Below are 23,677 nucleotides of genomic sequence, written 5' to 3'. Positions count from 1 at the left end.
TTGTTTCCAGCATATCTTTTTGTGCCGGAATCGTCAAGGTGAAGGAGCATGACATTTCATCCCGCACCATGACAAAAGGAAGAATAATCGCATCTTTGTGGATATTGTGCAACAATCACGCTCAAAAATGAGAAAATCTTTTGTGCGTTTTGTATCAAAAAATGTTGCAATTCCAAAAAGAACATGATATGCTTCTGCGTAAGGAAAAACCACTGGTCGGCAGCGTACGAGCTGAACGGAGGTTATGGAAGCACGGGGATCTCCCCTGTCCCATTCCATAAATCAAGGAGGAAAAGATCTTATGAAAGAAAGAAAAATCAGCAGACGCGCCGTATGCAGCGCTATGGTCGCTTCTCTGGCATTGGGTGTTCTGGAGGGCTGTGGCAGCTCTTCCTCTACTACTTCTTCTGCTGCCGGTTCCGGAGCAGCTGCTTCCAACGAGCGCATCACTGTTCGCATCCTGAAATCCAAGGCCGCAAACGAGGTTGCTGCCGAGCAGATGGATGTCTGGAAGGTCCTGGGCGAAAAATTCAATATGGATTTTGAATTTGATAATCCCCCGCAGGACAACTACAACGAGCGCCTGAACCTTGTGATGATGGATGCTCAGCTGCCGGATATCATTATGGATATGCCCACCACCGAAGTGCTGAAATACGGCGAGTCCGGCGTGATCCTGTCCCTGAACGACTACATCGAGAACAACATGCCCAACCTGAAGAAGGAGATCGACAAGCGGGACGGTGTCGAAAAAGCACTGACTTACAGCGACGGCAATATTTATTATATGCCCATGCTGGATGAGAAGGTCTCCGGCAATATGCCCTACATCGTCCGCACCGACTGGCTGGAAAAGCTGGGCATTGAGAGCCCCGTGACCCTGGAGGACTGGGAGAACTACTGGCATCTGGTCAAGACCACCGACCTGAACGGCAACGGCACCAACGATGAGATCCCCTTCAGCTCCTACGATATGACCGGCCTGCGGAACTTCTGCACCGCCTTCGGCTGCCTGGATGACTTCTACACCGACCCGGACGATGGCGGCAAGGTCCACTACGGCCCCATCGACCCCAAGTACAAAAAGGCCGTGACCTGGATGCATGACATGTATGAGAAGGGCTATATTGATCCCGAGATCATCACCATGGACTACGCTTCCTTCGTGCCGAAGCTGGCCCAGAACGCGGTGGCTTCCTTCTACGGCCCGCTGGGCGGTATGCTGGCTGCACAGAACGCCACCATGCCTGCCTCCTTCCCCGGCTTCCATGTTGAGGCCACCGTACCCCCCAAGGGCGATGCACAGATCCACTCCTATATTGATCAGGAGCCGCGTGCCATTGCAGCCGCCACCATCACCGCAAGCTGCAAGAACGTTGACCGCGTGGTCGCTCTGCTGGATTACATGTACAGCGACGAGGGCACCCGGCTGATCAACATGGGTATTGAGGGCACTCACTACACCATGCAGGACGGCAAGCCGATCTTCACCGATTATGTTATGAACAATCCTGACGGCCTGTCTCCCAAAAACGCGATCGGCACCTTCACCTTTGCACAGAGCTCCGGCCCGTTCATTCTGAGCCAGGATGAGGTCACACAGCTGGATGATGAGTCTGTCAACCGCGCAAAGCAGGACTGCATCATTCCCTTCCTGGAAGAATCCAAGAAGTATGTGATCCCCGGCTCCACCTCCTTCTCCTCTGAGGACGATGCCGTCCGCCGTGCTGTGATGGCTGATGTAGACACTTACGTTGACGAGATGATCATCAAGTTTGTTTCCGGTCGTGAGCCGCTGTCCAACTGGGACACCTACGTTGAAAAGGTCAATGGCATGGGCATTGCAGAAGTCGTCGATATCTACCAGAAGACGCTGAATGGCTGATGCCTCAGCAGGCACCTATTTTTTGATCCAGTAAAATAACGGCCGGGGCAGGAATACCCTGTTCCCGGCCTATTTTTTCCTGGGTTCTTCAGAACGAAAACAGGAGAATACCACCATGAAAACAGCCACCGCAGCAAAACCGATCACACTGCCAACAGCGAACCGCCTTGATCATGCCTGCAAAAAGTTCTGGCGCAGCCGTTATCTGCTTTTGATGCTGCTGCCCGCCCTGATCTGGTATATCGTGTTCATGTACGCGCCCATGTACGGCGCGCAGATCGCCTTCCGTGATTTCTCTCCCGTACTGGGCATCACGGGCAGCAAGTGGGTCGGCTTCAAATATTTCATCCAGTTCTTTAAATCCGAGTATTTTGGCCGTCTGATCAAAAACACGCTTGGCATCAGCCTGTATTCCATTATTGTGGGCTTTCCCATTCCCATCATTCTGGCTCTGCTGATCAACGAAGTCCGCGGTAAATTCTTCAAACGCAGCGTACAGACCGTAGTGTACCTGCCCCACTTCATTTCCGCCGTGGTCGTTGTCAGTATTCTGAGTGCCCTGCTTTCTCCTTCCAGCGGCCTGATCAACCAGCTGATCACTGCCTTTGGCGGTACGCCGATCCATTTTATGGCCGAACCCAAGTACTTCAAGACGATCTATGTTCTTTCTGACATCTGGCAAAGCGCCGGCTACGGTTCCATTGTGTACATGGCGGCACTGACCGGCATCGACCCCTCTCTCTACGAGGCCGCCACCGTTGACGGTGCTTCCAAATGGGACAAGCTGATCCATATCACGCTGCCCGGCCTGCTGCCCACGATCATCATCATGCTGATCCTCCGCATGGGCTCTATTTTCTCGGTCGGCTATGAAAAGATCATGCTGATGTACAACCCTGCAACCTATGAGACTGCCGATGTGATCTCCACTTACGTTTACCGCCGTGCCTTTGAAAGCGGCGATTACAGCTTCTCTGCGGCTGTGGGCCTGTTCAATTCCGTGATCAATTTTACCATTATCGTGCTGTTCAACAAGTTCAGCAAAAAGATCAGTGAGGTGAGCCTGTGGTGATGAAAAAAAATATTGATGCGATGAATCACCCCACGAAAGTGAAGGAAAGCATCGGGGAACGGATCTATACCATTGTTGTGTATCTGCTGCTGATCCTGATCAGCGCAACCATTATTCTGCCGCTTCTGCACATCGTCAGCGGCTCGTTCAGTGATCCCATGCAGCTGCTGACAGGCAATGTTTCCTTCTGGCCCAAAGGCTTTACGACCTCCATGTATGAGAAGGTTCTGAAGGATGCCAGCATCTGGACGGGTTATCTGAACACGATCCTGTATACCGTGCTGGGCACCCTGATCAGCGTGACCCTTACCGCCTGCGCCGCCTACCCCCTGTCCCGCAAGGATCTGTTCGGGCGCAACGTCTTTATCAGCCTTTTCATCTTTACCATGTTCTTCAACGGCGGCATGATCCCCACTTACCTGATCATTCAGAAGCTGGGTATGCTGAATAAGATCTGGGCGCTGGTGCTGCCTTCCGCCATCAGTACCTATAACATGATCATCATGCGCACGTTCTTTGAAAACACCATCCCGAATGAGCTGATCGAGGCCGCAGCCCTGGACGGCTGTAACGATATCACGACCTTCTTCCGCATTGTTCTTCCGCTCTCCGGTGCAGTGTTCGCCGTTATGGCGCTGTTCTACGGCGTTGCGCAGTGGAACAGCTGGTTCCCGGCATTGCTGTACATTCGGGATCGTTCTCTGTATCCTTTGCAGATGATCCTGCGTGAGGTCCTGATCCAGAGCGACATCGGCAACATGGCCGGTTCCACCGGTGATGTCGAGGTCATCGGCGACGGTCTGAAATATGCCACCATGGTGGTTTCCACCCTGCCGATCATGTGCCTGTATCCGTTCCTGCAGAAGTACTTTGTTGCCGGTGTTACCATTGGCGCAGTCAAGGGCTGATGGGAGGATATCACACCATGCAATCACATGACCTTTCCTTGCCTGCGTGGGGCCCCTACACCAAACGTTACAGCGGCATTTCCCATATTCCTGCGGCCAACGACGGCGTTCGGTTTGACCTGTCTGTTTTTCCGGGAATGTATCGCCGCCGGGTCGATGTGCCCAATGTTCGGTTTGAAAGCGGCTTTCACCCCTGGGCTGCGGCTCCGGATCTGAGCTGCTACACGTTCCGCCACGAGCTCCTGTGGAAGGATCAGCTGTATGCAGACATCTCTTTTGCCCCCTTGGGGGAGGATGCCCGGCTGATCCGTGCCGAGCTCCACAACAATACAGATGCTCCGCAGAATCTGGTGCTTCATTATATGGCATCCGCCTGGGATCCCGTTCCTTCCTACCGCGGCTTCTCCCTGCCGGGCTGTGAGGTGTCCCTGCCGGAAAACGCGGCCTTTGTCTGGGCAAAGGATTATGACACCCTGGATTTTTCCATCCACCGTCCCAATGAATGTCTGACCTGGGATGGTCTGCGCCGGGGCGAAGAAGCCGTTCCCGGCTTTGGTCAGGGATACGGCATTGGCACGGGGTTCGGCTGTTCCGAAGGCAAAGGACCTTTTGGTCAGGTCATGCCCAGCGGAAAAGGGGACACCGTTACCTTTACGCTTTCCCTTACCGCGCCCCTGCATACCCCCTGTCTCTGTGTACGGTATTGGAATCCGGCAGATGAAAGTTCCGAGTACGATGTCAATGGTCAGGATACGTTACAGCTGCCACCCTGTCAGAAGCCTTCCATTGCCATCCTGCCGCTGAATGCTTCCATTCCCGCCGGGAAATTCACTCTGACCCTGACCGCTGCCGGTGTTGGAGGGGCGAAGCTGGATTGTCTCGCTCTGTGCGAGCAGGCGGACGCAGGTAACTTTACCGTTACACTGCGTGGAGATGGCTCCCGGCCTCAGGCCGAACCCGCCGCTGATGAGAACTATCTGACTCTGCAGTATCCCCACATTCAGGAGTGCTACGGGATCCTGTGGGATGATATCACCACCCATATTCGCACGATCGAAAACGATGAACTGGATATCTTTCTGCGTGACACCGTACACGACCATGTAAACGCCACGCTGCGCGGCAACGGAAAAGGGCATTACGTCAATCTCTTTATGGGGCCGATCCCCTTGGAGGCAGGACAGACAAAGGTGATCTATGGAGCGGTCTGTGCTGCTCCGGATGCTTCTGCCGCCGCGCTGCGCTGCCATGAGCTGCTGACGCAGCGCAGCGATTGGGATCATTTATGGCAGCAGGCTTCCGCCTCCCTTGCAGCACCGCCCGCTTTACCGGCTGCCGAATCGCTTGCCTTGGGCCAACAGTTGATGAACGCAGTTCTCTGCACCAACGTTGTGTATCCGGTGTACACGCGGGGACAGTATATCCGTCACTACACTCCCGGACGCTGGTGGGACTGTGTCTACACATGGGATTCCGGATTCATTGGAATGGGTCTGGCTCAGACCAGCCTGCGCAATGCCTTTGACTGCCTGAACACCTACCTGATGCCCCCGGATTCTGTGGATGCTGCTTTCTTACACCATGGCTCCATGGTGCCAACGCAGTTTTATCTGTACGCCGAGCTGTTGAATCGCACCAGCAGCAGAGAACTTGCCGCCTACTGCTATCCACGCCTGAAGCTGTACTACCGCTTCTTCACCGGGCAGGAAGGCGGCTCCACTACCGCCAACCTGCACAGCGGCCTGCTGCGTCCCTGGGATTATTTCTATAATTCCGGTGGATGGGACGATTATCCCCCACAGCAGGAGGCCCATCGCCGCCGTTTGCAGGCCAGCTGCGCGCCCGTGGTCACAACTGCCCATGCGATACGCTGTGCCAAGATCCTGGCTTACACCGCCCGCCTGCTGGGCGAGACAACCGACGCAGATGCTTTTGATGCCGATGCGCTTCGCTTGGGGCGCTCCCTGCAGACTGCATGGGACGAAGAAAGCGGTTACTTCGGGTACCTCCTGCACGATCCTTCCGGTGATGCTGCGGATATTCTGCGCACCGAGCAGGGCCTGAACTACGATATGGGCCTGGATGGCGCTTCGCCGCTGTTTGCAGGTGCCTGTACAGAACCGCAGAAGGAGCTTCTGTGGCAGAAGCTGCAAAGCCCGGAACACCTGTGGTGTGCCTGCGGCCTTTCTACCGTAGATCAGAGTGCGCCGTACTATCGGCGTGACGGCTACTGGAACGGCGCTGTATGGATGCCTTACCAGTGGATGTTCTTCAAATCTGCACTGGATGCGGGCCTTGCCGATTTTGCTTACCGCATTGCCGACACCGCTCTTACCCTGTGGCAGAACGAGTGTGCCGAAAGCTACTGTTGTTTTGAACACTTTATGATCGAAAGCCGCCGTGGTGCCGGCTGGCATCAGTTCAGCGGGCTTTCTTCTCCCATTGTACAGTGGTTTTCCGCTTACTACCGCCCCGGCACCCTCACGACCGGTTTTGATGCCTTTGTCCGGCATACGGATTGGGCACCGGACAACAGCGCCTTAAATGCCACGCTGGATTTTACCGCGGCGGGCCGCAGCACTGTTCTGGCTGTTCTGCAGCCGGGTCCCAAAGTTGTTACAGCCTCTGTGCCCTGCACCGTGACCACACGCCACGATGGGCTGCTTGAGCTGACCTTTGCATTGGATGCTCCCTGCACCGTGACCATAAGCATCCATCCCTGAACCCACCTGTAAAAAGAAACGAACGATGTCCGTCCGGATCGGAGGACATCGTTCGTTTTTTTTCTGCGCTGAGATCAGTTGTCTCCCTTGCGAACTGCAGAAGGCGAGAGCTGATACTTCCGCCGGAATGCCTTATAGAATGTATTCGCCGTGGAGAAGCCGCACTGTTCTGCAATATCCGTAATATTCAGATCTGTCGTTCTCAGCAGCTGCATCGCATGATCCAGACGCAATTCTTCCACATACTCTGTATAGCTCTTTCCAGTTTGCTCCTTCAGGAATTGCGAAAGATACTTTTTCGAGATCTTGAACTGCTCTGCCGTCATCGCCGCATTGATCTCCGGATTCTGGAAATTCTGTGCCAGCCAGTCCAGAATATTCTTTTGAAGCGCATCATTGTGGCTATGCTTCAGGAATTGCACATGGTTGCAGATCTCCACACAGCAGTCCTGCAGCCGGCTCAGCATCTGGCGGGCAGTCAGTTTTGAGTCATAACTGCACAGATAGGCGATATCCGGACAGCGTACCCTTTCTGCCGTGTTCAGCAGAATGCCGCCTGCCGTGTAAAAATCCTGCTTGAAGTTTTCCGGGTCCAGATTATCCACCGAGAACAGTTCACTCAGAAGCGAAACCGCTTCTTCCGTGCATCCGGAAAGCAGATACTCCCGAAGCCGCGCTGCATTGGTTGCATTGACCGTGGTACCGCGCTGCGCACTGCTGTTCCCCAAATAGCAGATCTTCTGTGTTGGATCCGCATAGGCCGCCACATTGCGGGCCTTCCAGTAAATATCTGACAGCTGCTCCATTTTCTCAAAAGGATCGCTCAATATCAGGGGGGTTGTCAGATGCAGCGCATCATACAGCTGCTCTGTGCGGAAACACATCTCCCGCAGTTCCTCTGCTTCATCCGTTGCCTGCGTCAGGATCACCAGGATCAGGTCATCTGCCGTTGCCTGTACATAAAATCTCTGCCCGTAAATTTGACGGATCTGCTCTGACACCACCACGGTACGCAGCTCTTCTTTCAGTGAGCACTCGGCGTTTTCCTGAAGAGATGGGATCAGCAGCAGGAAGTTATAGGCTTTCAGCTGCACCGCATCCGTCAGCTGCTGAAGGGTTTCCTGACTTACAGACCCTGTACGCAGCAAAATTTCCATTTTGCCATGTTCCAGCTCGCTGCGTGAATGCTCCAGTTCCTGTGCCAGTTTATGCTGACTGTTCACATTTCGGAGAAAGATCTCATTCAGCACTTTCCGTGATGCCAGATCCGATTCGTCCAGCGTGTCCAGCATCGGACGCAGGCTGTTCATATCCTCCAGTGTCATGCAGACGCTGATCAATACACAGCCCAGAACGCCCACGATCAGATACAGACAAATTGCACGCTGTACTGCCAACAGGCCCGATTCATAGAGCGACGGCGGCATTCCAATGACCGCCGTTGCATTCAGAGATGCCACATATCGCGTTGCCATCAGATAGCGCTGCCCCTGATAGGTCTCCCAACCCGTATCATCACTCGCCAGGGAAAGTGTCGTTCCGTCATAGTTATTTCCCGCCAGGATCGTTCCGTCATCGGAGATCAGGCAGAAAAGCCCTTCCTTGCGCCATTGCTGCTGCGAAAGGAACATTGAAACGACATCTTTTTCCTTGATCAGCACCGTCATTGCGCCGCAAAGGCGGCCCGCCGTGTTCACATAGGGCTGATATACCGTGATATATGAATTGCCATAGCTGGAATGCATCAGTTTGACAACATGGGCGGGCTTTATCGTCGTTACATCGATCTGATTCTGTGCATCCCATTCCTTCTGAGACACATCCTCATACTCAAGTGCTCCCGGGTAAAAATTGCTATGGCTTTCATACGCGCTCCGGTCATCCAATATGATGCCATTCCGCTCAAATGTAATATAGCTGTATGTGATCACAGAGGAATCGTAGGTCTTATCCTGTAACGATTTGCTGGCTCTCGTCAGTGTCTGATAATCTCCCAGAATACTGTTGTCATAACTGCTGGCAAGCAGAGTATACTCCGTTTCGCTAAACAATTTGTTCGTCGTGCTGCGGATATTGCTCAGGCAGCGTTCAAACTGGGTGGTGCCGATTGCCAGCATTTCCATCGCGCTGGAGGACTGCGCCTGGATCGTCTGGCGGATCATCAGGCTATATAGAGGAAACACGACCAGGAAGAACCCAACCGGAATACAAAGATACCTTAGAAGCCTTCGGATCCAGTTTCTAACAAACAGTCTCTTACGCATCTGCAAAACTCCAAGCAATGATGATTTCTATGGAACTGTTGGCTGCGCCCGCAAGGCGTTTATGGAGCCGGTGCATGTTGCACAGCTCCTCCCTCCGCAATTTCGCAGCATCTTTCCAATTATTTTACCACAGAAGGATTTTTTCCTCAACATTTTTATTGATTTGTAACAAAAATCCACTTTATCACCATGATTTTCAATGCTTGAAAATCTCTGTCAGATGGTCTATCACTTTGCTCCGCAAACCGTGTTGTCGTTCAAAGCCACCACCCGGGGCCTGATTGTCTGAGGGAACTCGAATCCCTGGCCCTCTGATTAAAAAGCTTACTTTGATGGACTTTTGTGCTCCGAACTGTTGCGAAACACACGATTTTACGGCATTTTTTGCGTTACTCCGCCCTGTAGCAGCTCCTCATGCATTTTCAAGTTGTCGCATTTTGTCGCACTTTTTTGCGGAACTATAAATGGCACCTTTTTCATTAGCCATGATAAACGAGAGTTCAGGATCCATAATTTCGGATAGATGGAAACTGCACGGTTTGCTGCAACAGGAAGAATGATCTCGGGTGGTTCCCCTACCATATTTCAGGATGCTGCACTCATCAAAATTTCGCCGGAGTGAGTTTGGCGGCAGGTGTGGGGAGGGGTGGGGATTATTGCTTGATATAAAACTTTTCTTACTTCTTCACCCTAGATCATGGCTTGCGTACATCAAATCAGCCTCTATTAATATTTTCTCCACACCATTTTATTGACCACGCCAGTATAGCTCTGGATGATTTTCACGACTTTATCAGACACGTTCTCATCCACATAGTCCGGTACAGGAATGCCCAAATCACGATTCCGGTTCATCTCGACCGCCACATCCACAGCCTGCAGCAGATGGTCACCGTCAATACCGGCAAGGATGAAATCCCCCTTATCCAGTGCTTCCGGGCGCTCAGTACTGGTACGAATACACACCGCCGGGAACGGGTGCCCTACGCTGGTGAAGAAGCTACTCTCCTCCGGCAACGTTCCACTATCGGATACCACACAGAAGGCATTCATCTGCAGGCAGTTGTAGTCATGGAAGCCCAAAGGCTCATGCTGGATCACACGCTTGTCCAGCTGGAAACCACTCTGTTCCAGACGCTTTCGGCTGCGGGGATGGCAGGAGTACAGAATCGGCATATCGTACTTTTCTGCCATTTTATTGATTGCAGTGAACAGCGAATTAAAGTTTTTCTCGGTGTCAATATTCTCCTCACGATGGGCAGAAAGCAGAATATATTTACCCTTTTCCAGTCCCAGACGGGCGTGGATATCGGATGCCTCGATCTTGGCCAGATTCTGATGCAGCACTTCAGCCATGGGTGAACCCGTCACATAGGTACGCTCTTTGGGCAAACCAGTATCAGCCAGATAGCGGCGGGCATGCTCAGAATAGGCCATGTTCACGTCGGAAATGATATCGACGATGCGGCGGTTGGTCTCTTCAGGCAGGCACTCATCTTTACAACGGTTACCGGCTTCCATGTGGAAGATGGGAATATGCAGCCGCTTTGCACCGATGACAGACAGGCAGCTGTTGGTATCGCCCAGCACCAGTACGGCGTCTGGCTGGATAGCAACCATCAGCTTATAGCTTTCGGAGATGATATTGCCCATCGTCTCACCCAGGTCTGCACCCACGGCATTCATATATACTTCCGGATCTGCCAGCTGTAAATCGTGGAAGAACACGCCGTTCAGGTTATAGTCGTAGTTCTGACCAGTATGGGCCAGAATTACATCAAAGTATTTCCGAGTCTTGTTGATGACCGCTGCCAGGCGGATGATTTCAGGGCGGGTACCAACAATGATGAGCAGTTTCAGCTTGCCATTATTCTTAAAAGAAACATTGCTATAGTCAGCCATTATTTTTCTCCTCTCACACCGGCTCAAAGAAGGTGTCCGGGTGCTTCGGGTCAAAGATCTCGTTACAGGTCATGACCGTGACCAGATTTTCCGTCTCAGACAGGTTAATGATATTGTGCGTCCAGCCGGGAATCATGTGGACAGCCTCGATCTTGTCCCCAGAAACCTCAAACTCCACCGTTTCGCCAGTATTGATGTTCCGTTCCTGGATCAGACCATGCCCAGCCACCACAATGAATAGCTCCCACTTGGAGTTATGCCAGTGCTGCCCCTTGGTAATGCCCGGGCGGCTGATGTTGATGCTCACCTGTCCGCAGTCGGCGGTATGCACCAGTTCAGTGAAGGAACCACGGCTGTCCACGTTCATCTTCAAAGCATACTTGAACTTGTCAGTCGGCAGGTAGGTCAGATACAGGGAGTACAGCTTCTTGGCAAAGGAGCCATCTGGCATCTTGGGCATCATCAGAGTCGTTGGCTGCGCCTTGAATTCCTGTAGCAGATCCACAATTTCGCCCAGTGTGACCTTATGTGTCACGGGGACGCAGCAGTAACGGCCATCCGCTTTGAGAACCGTTTCCACACCATCAAATTCGCAGTGCTGCTCCTTGCCTTCCAGCAGGTCAAACATCCCTTCTACCAAGTCATCGATGTACAGCAGCTCCAGCTCGGTGCTACGGTCGTTGACAGTGAAGGGTTCGTCATTGGCAACCGCCCAGCAGAAGGTACTGACGGCACTGTTGTACTTGGGGCGGCTGTGTCCCATTAGATTCGGAAAACGATAGACCGCCACTTTTGCACCAGTTTCTTGGGCATAATCGAAGAACAGCTCTTCACCCGCCTTCTTGCTGCGGCCATACTCGCTGTTGCCAAAGCGTCCGGCCAAAGTTGCCTGAATGGACGAAGACAGCATGATGGTGGCCTTATTGTTGTGCTTTTTCAGGCAGTTCAACAGGTCAAAGGCAAAGCCAAAGTTGCCCTTCATGAAATCTTCCGGGTTTTCCGGGCGATTCACCCCTGCCAGATTGAACACAAAGTCTGCCTTCTGGCAGTATTCGTCCAGTTCTGCCGGGGTCGAATTCAGGTCGTATTCATAGATTTCATCAATATGCAGTTCTTTGCGGGTCTTGTTTTTTCCGTCTCGGATATTTTTCAGGTTGTTCACAAGGGCGGTTCCCACCATGCCCTTGGCACCTGTCACCAGAATGTTCATTTTCTCACCTCCGGGCGTACCGCTGTGCAATCCGGAACATCTGCTCCATCTGGCACGACTGCAGAATTGCAAACCGTCACATTGCTACCGATACGAGCATACTTGCCAACTTTTGCACCAGTGCGAACGACGCTATTTGCATAAATGAGCGCATAATCTTCCACGATTGCATCACAATGGATTTCTGTACCCGCATTCAGCAACACGCCATTGCCCACGACTGCACCATTCTGAACACAGGCATTCTGCAAAATGACACACCCATTACCAAGTTTGGCGTAGGGGCTAACGTAGGCACTGGGTGCAATGATATTCGGGAAAGTATAGCCCATTGCCGCAGCTTTCTCATATACCTGCACCCGGAAGTTGTTATTACCAATGCCAACCACGAGCAAACCATAACTCTTGCGCAACTCAGGCAAATTCGCAATCTCACCAACAACAGGAGTACCACAAACCCCAGTCCCAACAGGTTGTCCATCGTCCACAAAAGCGCAGTCATACTGGAGCATTGCCTGCTCGGCCACCATGCGTCCAAAACCACCAGCACCGACGATCAACAGTTTCTTTTTCATGTGAAATTATTTCTTCATAATAGTGTTTCTAAGCATCTTTTTTATCTTATCGAGAAATGGAATTCTATTAAGTCGAAAAGTTTTCCAAACTTTTTCATCGACTGGAATCTTTCCGATTTTTATGTATTTATCATATATTTTCAGCATTCCTTGTTCTTTTTCTGCCGGAAGATGTAGAATTGTGATTCGATTATATTCATAACAAGTTGAAATCAGCCTGAATCCTGCACCAGTCCAAAAACGATAATATACGCTCCTGCATTCTTAATGCTTTCCCTCATCTCATTCGCTGCAAGAGATAAAATAAACTCATCACCTTTCGTTGTTATAAAATTTTTCTGGAGCATTTCATAATAGACCTGCTCGCATGTGTCAACAAAAGCTTTTGCATTCTCTGCAGATGCTGCAAAAAATTCTCCGCCATAATGTGTAATCAGTTTCCTTTGTCCGCAGTAACTCTCAATCTCATCACACAGCAGAACATAATCCCGTGTGTTCAGGCCATGATTGATATCATATAGCATGATATTCTGCCTGCATTCTGTCCAAATAGCATCAAAACTTCCCTGAATGTAGACATCGGTGTCCATGTAGCAAATTGACTCATACTTCATACAAGAGAGCTTTTTTAGGACGCAAAGCTTATAAAATGCAAGCGCCCATGTATAACTACCTTGAAATCTAAACTGGTCAAATGGGATTTCCATCACTTTAATCTCCCATTTATCAAAAATAGACAGAAATTCTTCAGGAATATTCCATCTGCCAAAGTTTGTAACTAGCGCAACATCCGAATCCGGATTGTAATATTTAGCCGAAATCAATGCCACACAAGCATTCTTTAAATATATTTCGATTTTGCCTTTTCCCTTTATAGAGACATTGACCCCTGAATTCATATTTTCTTCATAGGCAAACGGAATGCAAATCAAATTCATGCCAGTTGTTCCTCTTTACAGACTAATTTTACTTATCTTCTTTCAATGCATTCTGCACATACTCAGTGGTCATAATTTTCTTAACGGTACCTTCCACATCCAGCCGGGTGGTGTTGTGGCTGGTGTAAGACTCATCGGCCATGGTGTGGACCTCGCCCTTGACCACGAACTTATCGTAGTTCAGGTCACGATTGTCAGCGGCGACACGGAAGTAGTGCCCCATGTCCTCACTGCGCAGACGCTCCTCGCGGGTCATCAGGGTCTCGAACAGCTTCTCACCATGACGGGTACCAATGATGTTCGTGCCAGTGTCACCAAACAGCTGCTGAACAGCCTTTGCCAGATCACCAATAGTGGAAGCATCAGACTTTTGGATGAACAGGTCACCGGGATTTCCGTGCTGGAAGGCGAACATGACCAGATCTACAGCCTCGTCCAGATTCATCAGGAAACGGGTCATATTCGGATCCGTGATGGTGATGGGATTGCCCGCCTTGATCTGGTCGATAAACAGTGGGATGACACTGCCGCGAGAGCACATAACGTTACCATAACGAGTGCAGCAGATGGTCGTACCGCCACGCTCAGCCGCCACACGGGCATTTGCAAAGATAACATGCTCCATCATAGCCTTGGAGATACCCATGGCATTGATAGGATAAGCCGCCTTATCCGTAGACAGACAGACAACACGCTTGACACCGGCATCGATAGCAGCATGCAGAACATTGTCTGTGCCGATGATATTGGTCTGAACAGCCTGCATCGGAAAAAACTCACAGGACGGAACCTGCTTCAAAGCAGCAGCATGGAAGATGTAGTCAACACCGGGCATAGCGTCCTTGATGGACTGCGGGTTGCGGACATCACCGATGTAGAACTTGACCTTCTTGGCTGCTTCCGGGTGTTTTGCCTGAAGCTCATGGCGCATATCGTCCTGCTTCTTCTCATCGCGGGAGAAGATGCGGATTTCCTTGAGATCAGAATCCAGAAAGTGCTTCAGCACGGTGGAGCCGAAAGAACCGGTACCACCAGTGATCATAAGGGTTGCGTTATTAAATGCAGACATTTTTATTTCCTCCTATGTGCAGTCAAAACACATCTTTCAAGCAAATTGCATCAAGCATAAGTTTCACATTTGGTCGCATTTTGCGAATAAACAGTGGAAAAATCATGATTATTGAAATTTGTGTTACTACTGATGCGAACGCAGCACCAGAAGCTCCAAACAATGGAATCAGAAAATAGTTCATTACAACATTTGTTATTGCCGACCCGATATATAGATATTTCAGATATTTTTGACAGTCATAACTTATAACCCAAACATTTCTCGCATCTCCCAAATAAGAAAATGCAATGTACCATGTAACAATTCTCATAGGGGTAATTGCTGGCAGATACGCTTCTCCATACAATATCAAAATGATGTATTTTGCAAACATTGTATACAATATTGAAACTCCAGCAGAAGTATAAAACACAATCGCATATAATTGCCTGCACTTTCGTTCAAAAAGCTTTATATCCGATTCAAATGCCTCCAATATCACCGGATACATTGAGTCATTGATTGCTGCCAGAATAAAACACCATAGACCACATACAGTAACCGCTGTTGAATAAAATCCAACTTCTGTCTCATCCATCATTTGCTTTAGCATCAGTTTGTCGGTACTTCCATAAATCGATACCATCAGTGAAACCAAAATAAAATGATGGCTACTATTCAACAATTCTTTTACTTTTCTCCACGAAAACGAAAGAGATGGTCCTCCATGCCTTCTATAATTGTAATAAAGGCATACTGCAACCACTAGATATTCGATTGAAGACGCTGCTGCAAACCACACCACATTCTTTTGAAACACAAGCAATGAGATTTTATAACCCATCATCACCGTGTATCCAATTGCGGATGCTATCGCAGCATATTTTGATTCAAGTTTTGCTTGGAACCAGTAGTTCAAGGTATCAAAAACCTGTGGAATTGCTCCCAACCCCAGCAACAATTCTACTAAATGTGTTGTCCTTTCTCCTCGATCCAGAAAAAGTGTTGCAACCATAATAAGAACAACTGAACAGATACTTGATATCATCCGAACGCCAATAGCTGATCCTGTCGTTTTTCCCTCTTCATTTGGATGATCAATGAAATTTTTAACAATTACCGAATTGATTCCAAGTACACAAAATGTCGAAAAAAAAGATGTGAACGATGATGCATAATTAATCAAGCCATAATTTGATGGTCCAAGATAGCGTGCAGTAAGCATGCTGACAACAAAGGACAGACTCATCTGGTAAATCCGACCAATAATCATCCAGCTAGCATTTCTCGTCACTTTATTTTTAAAAATATTTTTTATTTTTTTCATTAATTTTATCTCTAAGCAATCATTTCACGATGTAATGTGCAAACTTATACACATAGAAAAGATGATGTGACAAAATAAACATCCATTGATTGCACTCCTTACTCGATGGAATATAATCTTCTTTATTATCAAGAATATATTCCAAGAGTTTTTTTTCTACATCTCGGTATTCGTCTCTTGTACGAACAGCCAAAATCCTAAGCACATTCATTCTTGCCTTCAGCAGCATATTCTTAGCAAGGTCATGCATTTGGGGAAATTGTTCTTCAATTTTCTTGTACTTCAAATCAGACACTTTCAAAATATCAAAATATTTTTCAGAAAAAACCGTCCTAGATGAACTTTCCGAATTCGCCCGATAAAAATAAATCACATCGTTTGTCAAAACAAAAACATTTTGTTTACAGAGAAGTTGAAATACAAAATAACTATCTTCATTTATTCTTATATCTGGAGTAAACCGAGTTTTTCCAATAAATTCTCTCCGAATCAATTTTGCACATGCGGAATACGTAAACAAGTGATCTTTTAGAGAATTTTCAAGAGCTTCTGCACCAGTCCAAATTATTCTGTCTTGAAAAAGTTCCTGATTCTCACAACTTCTTCCAGCAACAACATCCGCATTCGTCTCTTCTGCAATGTTTACCGTCTTTGCCAAGCAGTCTTCAATAAGCTCATCATCCGCATCGAGAAATACAACATAATTTCCAGTTGCTTCATCAATTCCTTGATTTCGAGCCAATGAAACCCCCAAATTTTTCTGATGAAAAACTGTTATCCGTTCATCAGCAAATCCATATTCTTCCGCTATTCGCCCTGATTTATCTGTGCTCCCATCATCAATCAAAATCAATTCCCAGTTTGTATATGTTTGTCTCAGCACAGACTGAATACAACTATCCAAATATTTTTCCGCATTATAAATCGGCACAATAATGCTTACAAGCGAATCATTTACCGAACCAATCATTTTCCATCACCTTCGCTTCGCTGCAGATTCCATTTTCATATGGACTTTTAGTTTTCTTGGCAAATATTATATTTTCGCACAAATCAATCAGTCTTTCTGCCGCCACATCTGCATTCCACAAATCTGCTATTGTATGGTAAGCATTCAATCCAAGCTTCATGCGATACTCGGCATCATCCATCAATCTACAAACCTGTTGTTCAAGCTGCTTTTGGTTTCCGTTTTCATAGATCAGACCATTCTCTTCGTCCTTGATCAAAAACGGAACCGATCCAATCGCATGGCTTGCCACAACTGCGCAGCCGCTGTTCATAGATTCATTCAGAACCGCGCCCCAGCCTTCATTGAAATCACTGGTGAAGAGGTAAATATCGGCTTTTTCCATATAGGAACGGACTTCACTCGCCTTCATAGCGCCAGGCATTTCCACGCAGTCTTCCAGGCTCTTATCTCTAATCATGTTATGGAGCTGTTCTTCCATTTCACCCGTACCAATAAGGGTCATTTTGAAAGAATAACCTTTTTCCTTGAGAGACTCCGCCAGCCGAATGGAAGCATCCGGGTGTTTCCATCCGATCAATCTTCCCGCCCACAGGATGGAAACGCACGGGCGCTTCAGACCATCTGATGCAGCCGACAGTTTTCCTTTCATCAGCTCATCCGGATCATATTTTTTTGCCTCCGGAAAATATCCCCATTTGTAGCATTTTCCACGATAACAGCCAAAACGAGCATAATCGTCTGCAGTATAGGCACTTGCTGCCAGCATATAAAGCGGTTTGGACTGGAATCGTCCGTGATGAAGCCACATCCCGCAAATGATATGCGCAAGGTTGTTCCAATGGATGCCCTTCTTCAATGGGCGCTCACTGTATTTGAAAGTCAGTTTATTCCTTTTCAGACGTGGGATAATATAGGAATCCGGCGCACTTCCAATGATCACAACATCGCTTTCAATAGCCAGTTGTTCAGCTTTTTTCTGCAGCTCATTGCTTTCATTTGCTTTTATCTCAAATGGGTATGTATCTTTATCCAGACTCCAGCCTAATTTGATGCGTTCCTCCGTCATCGGCTCAGTGGCAACAAATTTGAAATCCTCGCCCAAACGATTCACCATTGCCTTACAGAATGGAAGCTGATGCGGGCCAAGGAAATTTGATATAAATGTAATTTTCACTGTCTTATCCCTTTCTTCTGCTTTCATTTCCAGAACGGAACATACGGACTGACTCCCAGATATCCCCAGCCTGTATTCTTGTAGAAGTACAGCAGGCAGAACGCCACACATCCAACGTAAAGCATAAGTTTCAATTCTCTCGATCGGGTTGTTTTTTCAATCATTTCAGGAATCAAAAGGCATTCAAAGAAAGCAAAGTAATACCCCACCCGGCCAATATTCATATGATAAAGGCCCAAGCATTGGATTGCCGCAGCTAGATACATACAATTTATATACAGGTTCCACGGGGCATCACATCGAATAAGAAGGGAGCTCATAAACCAGATCAGAGCATACAATAAGAAACAGGCGTATGCTCCTGTAAACTGGATCGTATTATAGCTGCCAAACAGTGTCGCAGCGACTTGTATAATGGCCGGTGCCATGAAAATCTCAACTATAAATGCTCCAAGCATCAAAAAATGAACGATATGATTTTTGACTTTGATTTTTGAAAGCGGCCATACAACTATCCCAATCAGCGCAGACTTATGGAACATTGCTGCCAAAAGAATCAATGCTGTAAATTTGAGCCACTGCTCATCCTCCGCTTGGAGTACAGCCAGCAAAAACAGACCTATTGCAATCATCTGCCGGATTCCTGAGAAGGAAAACGTAAACAAGCCGAATGTAAAATAGATCAAGATGCTCAAGCACGGATTTTTTGCTCTTTTGTAAAAGAAGTAGAAAACTGGGGCCTGACATAGCACAGACATGATAGCAATAAACCCCTGCCTTGGCACATGAAATACAGCCAGTGTATGAATCAGGATACGAAAAATCAGCTCAAAGTTAAAAACGGGATCGAGCCATCCGCCCCGGGCACTGGCTGTATATCCCCGAAGATACTGTACCATATCTCCACCGACATATTCCGCACGGAGACTCTGCAGTAACACGGTTGACAAAAAAGCCAGACAGACAAAAGTCTTCTTTTTATCTTTCAGTCGGACGTGTTTTATCCCGCCATAAAGGATTCCTGTCCATAAAATCAATCCATAATAAGGAATCATATTTTAATCCGTACTCTGCTCCAAAATCTTTTTGTATATTTTCTCATAATTTTCCACCATTACTTTTTGAGAAAATATTTTTTGACCAGCTTCACAACAAATTTTCTTTTCTTCAGGATGATCAGATACATTTTTCACAGTGTCAGTAAGCTGTTCCATATCACCGTGTGGAATAAAATGCACGTATTTTTCTGGGAAGCTTCCTTCGCCTTCATCTCCATGAAAATAGAAACTGACAATTTCTGTACCACAGCAAAGTGACTCCAGACATGTGGTCGGAAGGCATTCACGATAGCTTGTCAATACCATCACATCAGCTGCAGAATAGAACGCCGCAAGCTCCTCCTGTCCATTTGCACGACCATAGTAGATACCACAAAAGTCTTTTGGGGGAGGGTTATTCAATCCGTCCACAACTACAACCACGTACTTTTCGGAATCCAACCGTTGGGACAATTCCGTGATAAACTTTCCGCCTTTTACAGGGTCGGTATAGCTTGCCGTTACATGAAGGATCATCTTGCGGTCGCCAACATTTAGTTTCTCTCGAAGAACCAGCGCTTCTTTTTCTCGATAATGAAATATATCTGTGTCAATTCCATTTAATACGGTGCGGATTGGATACTGCTTCAGTACCGGCGACTGTGTCGCTCGCTCTCCCACCCAATTCGAAACCGGACAAAGGATCAGATCATCAAACCCTTCAAATGCTTCTTTCATCTTCTTCCAGTTCCACGCAGCTGCTCCTTTTCTGGTGGAATTGATTGCTTCTTTTTGATTTGGGCAATTATGACAACCAGTCTTCCATTCATTGCATTCAAATGCATGTCCGCAATTTCCGGTATACATAAACTCAGCATGAAGCGTTAAAACGGTTGGAATATGATTCTTTTTCAGATAATTTAAAAGTCGATAGATATCCACAAAGTAACCATTGATGCACTGCAGATGCACCACATCCGGTTTTTCCCGCTCCAATCGGTGCAGCAGTGTCAGTGTTCCAAATGGTGTCACAGCATACGGATGACCTGTCAGCCGGGACAGAACATTCCATGCCTTCGCCTCGAACTCTGTACAGGTTTTATAAACCCCTGCTTCCTGTACTTTCTGACGACGTCCATATAAAACAACACTGTCAAATCCATTTTTCTGCATGTTTTTATGGATATCTCTCGTAATTTTTCCAGTGCTTCCATAGTCGTATACGCAATTAATTTGTAGAATTTTCATTTTGTGACTTATCCACTACTTCTTGCAGCCATTTGCGAACCTTTCGAGGGTTTACATCTGCGTTATGATTTTTCAACGCCAATGCTCTGGCATTTCTTACAATCTGCTCCCGTAATTCCTTATTTGTCAGAATCTCCTCGAGACCTTTTTCCAGATCTTCCGGCCTTGAAATCACATATGCGGCATTATTTTCTTTCAGATAATCGATTGATGCGATTCCCTCTGGACCATAAGCGATCAGGCACGGGCCATACATTAGTGACTCGGCGATTTTTGTAGAGACTGAGAAGCGAACCAACTCCATCATTTCCTGCTCAAAAGATTCTGTATGAATAACAGCCATACTGTTAGCCATAACTTCCAATACACTTTCTGCCGAAATTTCTCCACAAAAATTAATTCCTGGTGCTTTTTTTAGCGGTTCAATACAGTCAAATTCTCTTGTTCCAGAGTATACATCAATAACATTTGGGACATTTTCATCTCGCAGCTCTGAAAGCGCTTTTCCTATATCAATTAACGTCTTGTACCGGCCACACTTCAAATTTCCTATATATGAAACATGCCTTGCAGTTTGAGCTAATTGCACATTTTTCCTTTCTGCAACAGTATGTAATGTCAAACATTTTTTTTCAAAAAGCTTGCCATACGCATCATTCATCTCATCACAAATTGTAAAAATCATATCGCAATCTTTCGCTGTCTTGTTGACGACTCTCATAAAGTTTTTTTGCCTTATTCCCCCAAGAATCTCTTTTTTATTGCGATTATTTATAAAGAAATCATCCATGCAAACCATAATAAGTGGCTTATTCAAATATCTCGCAATTTCATCAGCGATTCTATATATAAATGCCCCATCCCCAGGAGCAAAAAATATAACATCCGCCCCAGTCCGATCAAGCCATTTTAGAAGTTCTCTGTTCTTCCACGAACTCAGTTTCCAGATCGTATCTCGTACAAAGAGCATCCACGCTTTATGCGCTGCTCCTAATTTATAAATTTCATCCTTTTCCGCTACTTCTTCGGCATCTTTCTTTTTAAATACCTCAGATTCCTTAGTAAATGATTTTCCTTGTATTTTATGATTCAGGATTGATTTCATTGCATCAGAATCTGAAAAGCAATAATATTTTTCACAAACATCTGTATTTTCAGGTACACCTTCGTGCAAATATAGCTGAGATATATCGTCTGGAGAAAAATCTCTAAAGTACCCCATCAAGGTCTTTCCCATATTATTTGTTTTGCTTAAAACCGGTTGACTTATAATTAATACCTTCATTTGATTTCCTCAGCCATATTCGACGCAGTGCTCACAAATAGTACTTCATCACGCCATTTACTGCGTATCTCACAAAAGCCCACGCACTGGTGGCCAGATTCAAATTCAACGCCTTGCGGTATGTATTCCATCGTTCTTTTGCCGCATTTCCCTTTTTATTTGACCTAGATCCTGTGACCTGCCGATAGTTCATCAGCACTTTCTCAAACACAAACTTCCTTAACTAATTTGGAGCCAATGCTGATCCACTGCGAATCACACAACTTTTGATGTACTGACCATTCCCAATGAATCCACTGCCCCTCATAAAACGGAACAACCTCATCTGCGTTTCGGCATACTTCCAGCCTGCCCGACGCTTGTACATCTCTGAACCGGCTCGCATATGCAACAACGGCTCCTGAATGTTATAGCCTTGATATCCAGCCATCAGCATCCGCAGCCAAAGATAATAGTCCTCCAGCAAATAGAAATCCTGATACGAACCGACTGCTTTAACCACTGACTTCCGGTACATTACGCAGGGATGATTGAACGGATTACGCTTCTTTGCAAACTCTACGATTTCCACATTCGTCTCCGGCGGCACTCGCTTTGCGTCAACAGTATTGGGGTCAGTTGTAAACTCCTCTACGATGCCGGAGCATATGCCCACTTCCGGATGCTCGTCAAACACGGAAAGCTGTTTCTCACAGCGATCCGGATACGCAATATCATCGCTATCCATCCGAGCAATCAGCTCGTTTTTACAGTACTTGATGCCTTCATTGAGTGCATTTCCAAGTCCACCGTTCTTTGCGAGACGAACAACATTCAGTACCGTACCCATCTCCTGTTGCTTTGCAAAAATCACTCCATCCAATGCATCATTCAATGGACCATCGCACACCAGCACAAAATCATCCGTCAGGAGTGCCTGTGCTTGAATGCTCTCAATTGCTTGCTTCAAATACTCTGGCTTCTCTTTGTGATAAACTGACATCAATACAGAATACTTGGAAGCCATCATGCAGCCTCCAGTTGTTCTTCATGCAGTTGCTCAGGGACGATCAGAATATCAAACGAAGCAATGTAAATCACCTCATTCCATACCCCCCCTCCCGGATATTTTTAGGTTCGTGTACTTAATCACATTTTTTATCATGTACCAGCCCTCATAATAAGCGGCCTCTATCGGATTCAATCCGATATACCGATATGTATTCCAATTCATCTTTGCAGCCTTGAACTTGTTGCCCGACTTCGATGATTTTGCAATTCTATAAATGAGCAGCGGCTCATCTACACCATAGGCCTTTCGTCCATCTTTCAGGATATTGAGCCACAGCGCAAAGTCTTCATGCATTCCATCGCCTACCGCATAGTACTTTGCATATAGCTCCTTACGGACAAGCGCAGAAGAATTAGATAAGACATTCTGTTTCAACAGCTGCCGGTAGGTAACTTCTGCAGGAGCAGCTAGATACCAGTCGATTGGTTTTCCATCCGCATCCATGAAAGCCGATCCGGTAAACAGCAGGTCTGCATTTGTTTTCTTTTGAAGATTGATCTGCTTTTCCAGTTTCTCCGGTGCCCACGCATCATCGCTGTCAAGAATAGCGACCCACTCACCGCTAGCTTCTTCCAGCCCATGTTTCCGGGTGTAAGAAACGCCGCTGTTCTTCTCATTCGAAATCAACCGAACCCGATCATCTTTTTTCACGATTGCTTCAGCCAACATTGCGGTTTTATCTGTCGAACAGTCGTTCACAACCAGAAGTTCGAAATCAGGGTACGTCTGGCTCAAGACTGAGTTGATCGCTTGTTCAATCGTTTTTTCAGCATTGTACGCTGCCATAATGATACTGATCAGACCAAAATCATTCTGCATCACTTCGTCTCCTGTTCCATCGCCGTGGTCGCACCTTCTGCCACACCTTCCGTGCTCTCCGGCATAAACAAGATCTTGACGGTTGCCAGCATGATCTTCAGATCCTCGATCAAGCTGGGATGGGCGATGTACATCAGATCCATCTGCAGTTTATCGTAAGGAGTCGTATTGTACTTGCCGTACACCTGCGCGTAACCGGTCAAGCCAGCCTTTGCCTGAAGCCGCAGTGCAAACT

Annotated in this window: 19 protein-coding genes; 4 read left to right on the top strand and 15 right to left on the bottom strand. The window is 47.4% G+C overall.

Annotation, left to right across the window (positions count from 1 at the left end):
* Positions 1-301: 301 nt before the first annotated feature.
* From D3F01_RS14285 to D3F01_RS14270, 4 genes are all read left to right on the top strand, one after another.
* Positions 302-1,885, top strand: a complete 1,584-nt coding sequence (locus D3F01_RS14285; protein ID WP_242889361.1) for an extracellular solute-binding protein — start codon at positions 302-304, stop codon at positions 1,883-1,885.
* Positions 1,886-2,000: 115 nt separating this feature from the next.
* A complete protein-coding gene (locus tag D3F01_RS14280; RefSeq protein WP_097770046.1) occupies positions 2,001-2,957 on the top strand; it encodes an ABC transporter permease subunit in 957 nt (318 codons plus the stop codon).
* The gene (locus D3F01_RS14275; protein WP_223384868.1) at positions 2,957-3,865 is read left to right on the top strand and encodes a carbohydrate ABC transporter permease; all 909 of its coding nucleotides are present in this window, start codon (positions 2,957-2,959) and stop codon (positions 3,863-3,865) included. Before D3F01_RS14280 ends, D3F01_RS14275 begins: the two co-directional genes overlap by 1 nt.
* 17 nt (positions 3,866-3,882) lie before the next feature.
* Complete coding sequence (locus tag D3F01_RS14270; RefSeq protein WP_242889360.1) at positions 3,883-6,588, top strand: hypothetical protein; 2,706 nt, start codon at positions 3,883-3,885, stop codon at positions 6,586-6,588.
* 74 nt (positions 6,589-6,662) lie between these two features.
* Here D3F01_RS14270 and D3F01_RS16050 read toward each other — a convergent pair whose 3' ends face one another.
* The 15 genes from D3F01_RS16050 to D3F01_RS14195 all read right to left on the bottom strand — a co-directional run.
* Positions 6,663-8,771, bottom strand: a complete 2,109-nt coding sequence (locus D3F01_RS16050; RefSeq protein WP_242889359.1) for an AraC family transcriptional regulator — start codon at positions 8,769-8,771, stop codon at positions 6,663-6,665.
* An 807-nt stretch (positions 8,772-9,578) separates the two neighbouring features.
* Positions 9,579-10,754, bottom strand: a complete 1,176-nt coding sequence (wecB, locus tag D3F01_RS14260; RefSeq protein WP_097770049.1) for a UDP-N-acetylglucosamine 2-epimerase (non-hydrolyzing) — start codon at positions 10,752-10,754, stop codon at positions 9,579-9,581.
* A gap of 13 nt (positions 10,755-10,767) precedes the next feature.
* Complete coding sequence (locus D3F01_RS14255; RefSeq protein ID WP_097770050.1) at positions 10,768-11,964, bottom strand: NAD-dependent epimerase/dehydratase family protein; 1,197 nt, start codon at positions 11,962-11,964, stop codon at positions 10,768-10,770.
* Positions 11,961-12,539 carry a lipid carrier--UDP-N-acetylgalactosaminyltransferase gene (locus tag D3F01_RS14250; protein ID WP_097770051.1) on the bottom strand — a complete coding sequence of 193 codons (579 nt, stop codon included), beginning with the start codon at positions 12,537-12,539 and terminating at the stop codon, positions 11,961-11,963. Before D3F01_RS14250 ends, D3F01_RS14255 begins: the two co-directional genes overlap by 4 nt.
* Before the next feature lie 212 nt (positions 12,540-12,751).
* Positions 12,752-13,477, bottom strand: coding sequence for a hypothetical protein (locus D3F01_RS14245; RefSeq protein ID WP_242889358.1), 726 nt, complete (start codon positions 13,475-13,477; stop codon positions 12,752-12,754).
* A gap of 28 nt (positions 13,478-13,505) precedes the next feature.
* Complete coding sequence (locus D3F01_RS14240) at positions 13,506-14,546, bottom strand: polysaccharide biosynthesis protein (RefSeq protein WP_097770053.1); 1,041 nt, start codon at positions 14,544-14,546, stop codon at positions 13,506-13,508.
* Between the two features lie 22 nt (positions 14,547-14,568).
* Positions 14,569-15,855, bottom strand: a complete 1,287-nt coding sequence (locus D3F01_RS14235) for a flippase (RefSeq protein WP_242889356.1) — start codon at positions 15,853-15,855, stop codon at positions 14,569-14,571.
* 19 nt (positions 15,856-15,874) lie between these two features.
* Entirely contained in the window at positions 15,875-16,825 is a 951-nt protein-coding gene (locus tag D3F01_RS14230) for a glycosyltransferase (protein WP_097770055.1), read from the bottom strand.
* Positions 16,806-18,002, bottom strand: coding sequence for a glycosyltransferase (locus tag D3F01_RS16045; protein ID WP_223384861.1), 1,197 nt, complete (start codon positions 18,000-18,002; stop codon positions 16,806-16,808). Before D3F01_RS16045 ends, D3F01_RS14230 begins: the two co-directional genes overlap by 20 nt.
* A gap of 23 nt (positions 18,003-18,025) precedes the next feature.
* Positions 18,026-19,057, bottom strand: a complete 1,032-nt coding sequence (locus D3F01_RS14220; protein WP_097770057.1) for an EpsG family protein — start codon at positions 19,055-19,057, stop codon at positions 18,026-18,028.
* A 3-nt stretch (positions 19,058-19,060) separates the two neighbouring features.
* Positions 19,061-20,287, bottom strand: a complete 1,227-nt coding sequence (locus tag D3F01_RS14215) for a glycosyltransferase (RefSeq protein ID WP_097770058.1) — start codon at positions 20,285-20,287, stop codon at positions 19,061-19,063.
* Entirely contained in the window at positions 20,268-21,572 is a 1,305-nt protein-coding gene (locus D3F01_RS14210) for a glycosyltransferase (RefSeq protein WP_097770059.1), read from the bottom strand. Before D3F01_RS14210 ends, D3F01_RS14215 begins: the two co-directional genes overlap by 20 nt.
* 223 nt (positions 21,573-21,795) lie before the next feature.
* Positions 21,796-22,581, bottom strand: coding sequence for a glycosyltransferase (locus D3F01_RS14205; protein ID WP_223384857.1), 786 nt, complete (start codon positions 22,579-22,581; stop codon positions 21,796-21,798).
* 72 nt (positions 22,582-22,653) lie between these two features.
* Positions 22,654-23,442 (bottom strand): glycosyltransferase family 2 protein, encoded by a 789-nt coding sequence (locus D3F01_RS14200; RefSeq protein WP_186851505.1) that lies wholly within the window; start codon positions 23,440-23,442, stop codon positions 22,654-22,656.
* The coding region (locus D3F01_RS14195; RefSeq protein WP_242889354.1) for a sugar transferase at positions 23,442-23,677 on the bottom strand (236 nt) is incomplete at its 5' end. The genes D3F01_RS14195 and D3F01_RS14200, both read right to left, overlap by 1 nt.

The organism is Faecalibacterium sp. BCRC 81149 (genome assembly GCF_022750605.1).
GTDB lineage: Bacteria > Bacillota > Clostridia > Oscillospirales > Ruminococcaceae > Faecalibacterium > Faecalibacterium duncaniae.
This window is presented reverse-complemented; position numbering and strand designations above follow the sequence as displayed.

Excerpts from the sequence above, each read along its gene's own strand:
- D3F01_RS14245 (WP_242889358.1), bottom strand. The coding sequence starts at position 13,477 with ATGAATTTGATTTGCATTCCGTTTGCCTATGAAGAAAATATGAATTCA.
- D3F01_RS14200 (WP_186851505.1), bottom strand. The coding sequence starts at position 23,442 with ATGCAGAATGATTTTGGTCTGATCAGTATCATTATGGCAGCGTACAAT.
- D3F01_RS14240 (WP_097770053.1), bottom strand. The coding sequence starts at position 14,546 with ATGTCTGCATTTAATAACGCAACCCTTATGATCACTGGTGGTACCGGT.
- D3F01_RS14275 (WP_223384868.1), top strand. The coding sequence starts at position 2,957 with ATGAAAAAAAATATTGATGCGATGAATCACCCCACGAAAGTGAAGGAA.
- D3F01_RS14255 (WP_097770050.1), bottom strand. The coding sequence starts at position 11,964 with ATGAACATTCTGGTGACAGGTGCCAAGGGCATGGTGGGAACCGCCCTT.
- D3F01_RS14205 (WP_223384857.1), bottom strand. The coding sequence starts at position 22,581 with ATGATGGCTTCCAAGTATTCTGTATTGATGTCAGTTTATCACAAAGAG.
- D3F01_RS14280 (WP_097770046.1), top strand. The coding sequence starts at position 2,001 with ATGAAAACAGCCACCGCAGCAAAACCGATCACACTGCCAACAGCGAAC.
- D3F01_RS14285 (WP_242889361.1), top strand. The coding sequence starts at position 302 with ATGAAAGAAAGAAAAATCAGCAGACGCGCCGTATGCAGCGCTATGGTC.
- D3F01_RS14210 (WP_097770059.1), bottom strand. The coding sequence starts at position 21,572 with ATGAAGGTATTAATTATAAGTCAACCGGTTTTAAGCAAAACAAATAAT.
- D3F01_RS14220 (WP_097770057.1), bottom strand. The coding sequence starts at position 19,057 with ATGATTCCTTATTATGGATTGATTTTATGGACAGGAATCCTTTATGGC.
- D3F01_RS14270 (WP_242889360.1), top strand. The coding sequence starts at position 3,883 with ATGCAATCACATGACCTTTCCTTGCCTGCGTGGGGCCCCTACACCAAA.
- D3F01_RS14235 (WP_242889356.1), bottom strand. The coding sequence starts at position 15,855 with ATGAAAAAAATAAAAAATATTTTTAAAAATAAAGTGACGAGAAATGCT.
- D3F01_RS14215 (WP_097770058.1), bottom strand. The coding sequence starts at position 20,287 with ATGAAAATTCTACAAATTAATTGCGTATACGACTATGGAAGCACTGGA.
- wecB (WP_097770049.1), bottom strand. The coding sequence starts at position 10,754 with ATGGCTGACTATAGCAATGTTTCTTTTAAGAATAATGGCAAGCTGAAA.
- D3F01_RS14250 (WP_097770051.1), bottom strand. The coding sequence starts at position 12,539 with ATGAAAAAGAAACTGTTGATCGTCGGTGCTGGTGGTTTTGGACGCATG.
- D3F01_RS14230 (WP_097770055.1), bottom strand. The coding sequence starts at position 16,825 with ATGATTGGTTCGGTAAATGATTCGCTTGTAAGCATTATTGTGCCGATT.